The 4,836-nt window shown below is 43.9% G+C and carries 1 protein-coding gene; it reads right to left on the bottom strand.

Going from position 1 to position 4,836, the window contains the following annotated elements; genetic code table 11:
- Positions 1-4,836: hemagglutinin repeat-containing protein (locus tag ACFIM6_RS09380; protein WP_375612609.1), on the bottom strand; the 4,836-nt coding region annotated here is incomplete at both ends.

The raw sequence follows: 4,836 nt of genomic DNA, 5'->3' as shown, positions 1-4,836 counted from the left end.
TTTAGAGGCTTCAGCATTGCGCTTTTTAGGGGCTACATCATTGCGCTTTTTAGGGGCTACATCATTGCGCTTTTTAGAGGATTCTTCACTATATTTTTTATAGGCTTTATCGCTGTATTTAAATCCTTCTTCCAGCAATTGTGTTGCCATTTTACGATCTTCACCAGCTGTTTGTTCCAGCTTAGTGACATCTATTTGTGATACACCCTTATGAGCTTCAGCGGTATTACGGTTAAGGGAAGCTATGGTTTGATCAACGCCTTGCCCTGTCAATGCCTTCTGCCCTGCTTCATCAGTAATGACGATGGTGCCATCGCTAATGGCAGATTTGGTATATCCTTCCCTTGAATCCTGTTGTTCTGCATGATCTAAAACATTTTTGGCAATGTTTTTAGCGATGTCGTATTCGCCCATTGCACCACCCGCTGCAATGCTAATCCCATCACTGCTGGCTTTGGCACTCGCACTGTTGCTGATATCACTGGTGCTGATGCTTCCTGTGGTCAGGCTGTTTTTTTCTGCCAAGGCTGTGCTTTCAATAATACCTCCAGTCAGCGTTGTTTTATCTTTAACGGTGATCTCAAAGCCGTCATCACGGGCTTTAATGCCTGATTGTTCCACAACACTGTGATAATCGCTGGAGGATTGATCATTTTGGAAAGAGACGTTTATTGACGCACCATCAGGCTTTCCATTGCCTTTAACCCCAACAGAAACAGAGTTTTTTTTGCTGGAAGTTTGTCCCGTATCACTGCGGCTGACAACGGTAAAATCACCTCCTACTTCCATTTCTACACGCTCTCCAGAAACCACGGCGCCTGCCAATGTGGTGTTTGCCCCACTCGTGGTATGAACAGTACCTGTGCCATCAATATGGCTGTTCTTTTGTTGAACCTGTTCACTGGAACCTTCCCCTTGACTAAAAGCAGCACTGCCTGTTACCCCTGCGCCACCCGTGCCATAACTGGCTCCAATATTCATTGAAGCGCTTTGGCTATGTTTTTGTTTGCTTTTCTTGTTTTGCGCACTTTCAAAGGTAATATGCTGTCCTGCTTCCAAGTTGATATTCCCGCTCTGCGGATCATTGCCCAGCGCATAAACAGGATTGGTGCCAGCGATAATATCAGCTCCAACACCATGGATGCTGCCTTTGTGGGCTTTCATATTGACAGAACGCCCAGCTTCTATGCTATTGGTTACAGCAGTAGATGTCTGAGAAGACTTCTCTTCCTTTTCAGTCTTAAAGCCTACGGTAACACTGGTAGAAATATCCACCATCTTGAGAAGGGAATCTTTTGTTGATCCGCTCTTTATCCCATTATAGAGATCTTTGCCTTTGTTATAGAGATCTTTGCCTTTTAGACCAAGAATGATGCCATTGCCGATTTTGTGTTTTGTATCCCCATGACCAAAACGTTTAACTGCATCCTTTACATCTTTTACTGTACCAAGAATACCCACATTGACAGAACCTGTAACACCAGCAAAGAAATTTTCATGGTTTTTTTGTGTCTTAGAGATATCTTGGCTTTCCGAAAGCGTGATATTATTACCGGCATCAATGTTGACATCACGATCCGCCGAAACAATAGCTGCTTGCATATTTACATCATTGTCAGCAGTAATCTGCACATCTCGGCGTGCCGTGATGTGTGATTGTGCGGAAGTGGTTTCCCATTGATCGCCCGTATCTTTGACGCTTGCAACCCCAACACCCAAAGAAACACTACTGCTGCTCTTTCCAAACTGAATGCCAAAACCTGAACGCTTTTCTTCAGAATTTGACTTATGGCTATTATGACCCACAAGCACATTGACATCACGAGCTGCCGAAAGGTTAATATTCTCACCTGCAAAATCAGAGCCCACTATGCTCACATCTTTTTTCTTGGCAATGATGTTGATAGTGCCATACGCATTGAGAGAAGAGCCTTGATGTTCAAAACTCTCTTCATTTTGCACCTTTTCCTCACTCCCATATATCGACACAAAGTCCTCACCTGAGCCCGCGCCAAAACCAGATGCATGTTCTTCTGAGTGGCTGCTATGGTGATCTTGCATGCCATCAATCGTCACATTTTCTGCTGTCACATTGATGTTTTGACCTGAAAGCAGATAAGAAGCAGTAATTGTGGACTCTTTTTCTGCTTGCAAATCAATGTTGCCCGTTGCCTCAAGAACAGAGGAAACTGTTGTGGTGTGCGATTCAGATTTATCGGAAGATTTCTCATGCAAAAAGCTACTTGATGACGATTGGTATTGCTGATCGTAGTGTTCTTGAGCGCCTTTTATGAGAATATTCCCACCAGAGTGAATAGAAATATCTGCTTTTGCTTGATCTGGTGTTTCCTCTTCTTTTCCAGCAAAAAGCATCGATCCAATGATTTTTGTATCGTTGCCAGATTCAAAGGCCATCCCTTCACCCCCTGTTATACTTGAGCCCACAACTTGAGTAGCCTCAACATTATTATGGACTCTCTCACTAAATATTCCATCCTCTTTGTGATCGGATATCTCATAATGTAAGCTATCTTCTGCATTGTTGATCAGGATATCGTTACTGGCTTTCAGCCCCACCTTGCCCTTGGCATCTATATCGGAAGCCGCCATATGGATATCTTTTCCAGAGAGAACAGTGGTCTCTTTTCCAGAACTTAAATGAGAGCCATTGTGTAAAGCAACATGAGATGTTTCACTCCCATTCTGATTATCCATACTATTGCGTGTGGCATCAATCGAAACATTCCTCTCAGCTTGCAAGAGAAGTTTATCCTTTGTTTGAACATCAGAGCCTAAGATATTCAAATCTTTTCCAGAGGCAAGTGTCGTCGAGCCACCAGAGTTGACTTCTGATTTATGATGCATGGTAGCATCACCCTGTTCATCATGGTAATGGGTTTCTGCTGAACCGATCGTCAAGTTGCCTTGTTCTGTAGCCATGGCAAGATCACCTCCGGTAGTGATCCCCACCCCTGAGGCTGTGATATCTTGTTTGGCAATCACCGTTGCATTACCACCAGCAGAAAGTGCCTCGGTGTTTAATACGGTCTCCACGCCGTCAACCGTTGTGCGCCCTGCATCCAAACGAATATTCTTCTCTGCAAGCAAAATAGCATCACCACCCGCCGCAAAATGCCCTCCTTGACTAAAGATATCCCCGCCATGCACATGCAATTGGTGATTTGCCGCAATCCGCCCTGAATTGGTTATTGTGGAATTGCTTGTATTTTGGCTGGTGATATTGATATCATCGCCCATGATCAAAGCCCCAGCAGGAACAAAGGAGGCTCTGTCTTTTTCAGGGATATAAAGCACCGGTGCATAAACATCCATGCCCTTGACCTGTTGGCGTACATAAATCACCATCGGGGCTTCTAGGGACGCCAATTGTTCTTCACTCAAAGCCTCACCAAAGGGGAGATTGTGGGCTTTTGCATATTCTGCCCCGACATCCAGCAAGGTTTTGACTTGTTCAATGGCATCACTTCCAGGAATAAAGGAGCCTTTACCCAAACCTTGACCAACCAGATCACGCATTTGTTTTTCAATCAGCTGCTTTTCGAAATAAGCATCGCCTAAGAAAAAAATCTCCCGATCAGGATTGTAGCCAATTCTGTTCAAATAATAAGCTGAGCCATAAAACTTGCCAACATCAAGGAATTCTGCCCGCGTTTCATAAATAAAATTTTGATTGGGCAGCGTGCCCCCAACACCCCCCGATTGGGGCTTTGGTAAAGGGAGCCCCTCAGAAAGTTCCCCTGCATTATTGAGATCCACTTTTGGTGTAAAGAGAGCGCCAGCCCCGGTTAAACCACTTAAGGACTCCAGTGGATTGCCTTCAACGGTTTTTGCTTCAAAATGCGCATCCCCTGTAATCGAACCTTCCGCTGCCGTGTTATTGAGTTGATCGACCACCAGATTTAAAGTGCCACCCGCTTGGACAAGACCAGGAACACTCTCCAAAGCTTCTGAGCGGATATGACGAAATTTGCCATCGGCTATATCTAAAGAAACATCGCGGCTTCCATCAGCTTTATAGCCATAACAACTGTCTGTATAAGCCTGACAACCCATATAGGTGTTTTTATAAGTTGTTGCACCCAAATTGGTGAGCACATTGGCGTGGATATAGGCATTTCCCCCTGCTTCTATAAAACTATAATGGTTGTCAATGTTATCGGCGTTAATGATGAGATTGCCGTGAGATTGTATCATCCCCTGAATGGTGGGCTTATGCGAAAACCCCTGCGTGACAGTTTCTTCTGTCATATGTGACTGATTATTCCATTGATACCGTCTTATATTACTTTTTGTTTTATCATATTTCCAAGTAAATGCCCTATAAAATGCTCCATCTTCCAAAGTTGCTTTACCGTACGTTTCTTCTTTGTTAGCCCAAAGATTTTTATCAAATACAAATACTTCCCTAGGTATATACTGGTGTGCAATAACTATTGTTCTATCCTCAAAGTGACCCTTTCCCCAAAGGTTGGGACCATCTTGATATAACATCCCATCACTGAGTTGATCAGAACCCTTTGGTCTTTGGAAAGAAATATCGCTATATTCCGTTTTTTCTGTGATGACAGGCGTGCTATCGGCTTCGTTTTTTAGAGTGTTGGTTTGGATATTTAAGTTTCCACCAGCTTGAATAAAGCCTGCTTTGTTAACAAGCGAAAGGCTTTTTCCGCTGCCAGCCGCATTGGTGAAACCCAAATCACCCTCTGCCATTATGGCACCAAAATCATTCAACAAATCCCCATCAACTTGTAAAGCACCATTGCCCTTCACATAAATTAAGCCCGTTTTGTTGTTGGTCACATCCCCCGTCACGCT

The organism is Bartonella sp. AA9NXGY (assembly GCF_042196845.1).
Taxonomy (GTDB): Bacteria; Pseudomonadota; Alphaproteobacteria; order Rhizobiales; family Rhizobiaceae; genus Bartonella.
Note: the sequence above shows the minus strand (reverse complement) of the source record. Positions and strands in the feature narration are given on the sequence as shown.